This is a genomic window from Propionivibrio pelophilus DSM 12018 (assembly GCF_059569095.1).
This window is the reverse complement of sequence record NZ_JCANUT010000124.1, coordinates 1-2,309: the sequence shown is the minus strand read 5'-3', so window position 1 is coordinate 2,309 and position 2,309 is coordinate 1. Positions and strand designations below refer to the sequence as shown.

General features: G+C 55.9%; 2 protein-coding genes. Both read right to left on the bottom strand.

All coding sequences use genetic code 11. The features are described from left to right. Positions 1 to 149: 149 nt before the first annotated feature. Positions 150 to 926 (bottom strand): IclR family transcriptional regulator, encoded by a 777-nt coding sequence (locus BO74_RS20905; protein ID WP_496445303.1) that lies wholly within the window; start codon positions 924 to 926, stop codon positions 150 to 152. A gap of 190 nt (positions 927 to 1,116) precedes the next feature. Continuing rightward, complete coding sequence (locus tag BO74_RS20900; protein WP_496445301.1) at positions 1,117 to 2,109, bottom strand: TRAP transporter substrate-binding protein; 993 nt, start codon at positions 2,107 to 2,109, stop codon at positions 1,117 to 1,119. Between the last annotated feature and the right edge of the window lie 200 nt (positions 2,110 to 2,309).

Below are 2,309 nucleotides of genomic sequence, written 5' to 3'. Positions count from 1 at the left end.
CCGGGTGATAGAACACCGGGATCACCGATTGCTCCATCAACGCACTCAGTACCGCCATCCTGTCTTTCGATGCCATTTCCTTGCTCCTGAACAAAAATACGACTGATACAACTGAAGGCTTGTCGTGCAAGCCCGCCTTTTTGACTACTTCATTTCCTGCTGCGCATCGCCTTGACGTAACCCAAGCGCCGTGAAATCGTGATTCCGACGTTCTTGAGTTCCTCGACGATTTTTTCCTTGTTCTCCATGAACCGGTCGACCGGCCCCGAGACGCTGATCGCCGCCACAACCCCGCCCGTATAGTTGTAGATCGGCACCGCCAGACAGTAAAGGCCCGGCTCGATCCCCTCGTCGTCAACCGAATACCCGTCCAAGCGAATATGCGCGAACTCATCGTGCAGACGCATGCGGTCGACCACCGTCTTTTCGGTCAGCCGCTCCAACGGCCTCTCGAATATCCGGTCGGACTCCTCGATCGGCAGATTGGCCAGAATTGCTTTACCCAAGGCGGTGCAGAAAGCCGGTCGCCGGCTCCCGAGCGTCGCGGTGGTCACGATCGATTGAGTGCCTTCCGCCTTGTACAGATAAACCACGTCGCCGGCGTTATAGACGGCGAGGAACGACGTTTCCCCGACTGTGCTCGCCAGTTCCTTCAAATACGGGATCGACACTTCAACAATGTCCTGGCCGATCAGGCCGCTTAGGCCGAGTTCCAGGGTTTTCAGGCCGATGCTGTATTTTTCGCTATCCTGATCCCAGGTCACGTATTCCCTTGCCAGGAGAATATCCAGGATGCGGAACGACGTTGTTTTCGGCACGCCGACCGTCTTTACGATATCCGCCAAGGTCGCGCCTCCCGGATTCACTGAAAGGAATTCGAGGATACTCAGCGTCTTATCGATACCTGAATTGAGTCTTTCGTTCATACCCCTGAGTCGCACCAAGGCATTGTCGCCAACACATCTCAACCATTTTGAAACAGCGTTTCATTTTAACCCGGACATTAGGGAAAATAAAGAGAAATGGCTGTCAAAAAAACGACAGTTAGACAAACGCCACGCCGAATAACCGGCGTGGCGTTTGCGGAGGATTCGCCGTTCCCGGCAATAAAGAAACTTACTTGGCGTCGCGAACGGCGTCGATGGCCTTGATGATGTCAGCACCGCCGAACTTCGCCGTGAAGGTATCGCGGCCCGGCTTGGTCACTTCCAGGAACGGCGCACCGTCAACCTTTTCGATAACCTGCATGCCGGCCTTCTTCACGTCGGCAACGATCTTGGCCATGTTGTCGTTGTTCAGCTTGCGCTGATACATACCGGCTTCACGGGCGGCTTCGACCAGCGCCTTCTGCTGATCCGCTGGCAGCGCTTCGTACTTGGCCTTGTTCATGACCACGATCAGGGCGCTGTAAGCATGGTTGGTCAGGCTCAGGTACTTCTGCACTTCGTAGAGTTTGGCCGACCAGAGCACGCCGAGCGGGTGCTCCTGCGCATCCACCGTCTTCATTTCCAGCGCCGTGTAGAGTTCGGCCAAAGGCATCGGCACCGGGTTGGCACCGAGCAGCTTGAAGGCTTCGATGTGCGCCGGGCTGCCGGTGGTGCGTACCTTCATGCCCTTGACGTCTTCCGGCTTGTTCACCGGGTTCCGGTTGTTCGTCAGTTCGCGCCAGCCGTTATCCCAGTAGGCCAGACCCTTCAGGCCGAACTCACCGAGTTTCTCGAGAACGTCCTGGCCGATCTTGCCATCCAGAACGCGGTAGGCGTGATCCGTATCCTTGAACATGAACGGGATATCAAAGATACCGAGAAGCGGGACCATGCCGACAAAGTTACCGGAGCCCGAAACAGCCATATCGATAGTGCCACCACGCACGCCGGCAATCGCAGCCTGGAACGCACCAAGTGAGCTATCCGCAAAGATCTTGATATCGAGCGCACCTTTGGTCTTTTCCTTTAGCAGTTCGCCGAAGCGCTTGCCGGCGATGGACTGGGTATCCGTCCGCGGAGCTTCCGATGCGAAACGCAGCGATTCCGCGCTGGCCGATCCGACGACGCCAGCGATCAAGCCTGCCGAGAGCAATGCGGCGAACAGTTTCTTTTTCAGTTTCATTTGACTTCTCCTCGGTGAATGGAACTACAACACTACAAAAAACACATCATCGATCCGGGCTGCGTATCCCGGAGGAACGCGCAGCCCGGAAGGATCACGATACCCTGACTATTGATCAGGCCCGAATAAGTTTTTACGCGGCATAGCGAACCTGTTTGTCCTGAAAGAAGGCCTTGATGCGTTCAGGCGAACGCTCAAGT

Coding starts and splice junctions, on each gene's coding strand:
- BO74_RS20905 (WP_496445303.1), bottom strand. CDS start 926: ATGAACGAAAGACTCAATTCAGGTATCGATAAGACGCTGAGTATCCTC.
- BO74_RS20900 (WP_496445301.1), bottom strand. CDS start 2,109: ATGAAACTGAAAAAGAAACTGTTCGCCGCATTGCTCTCGGCAGGCTTG.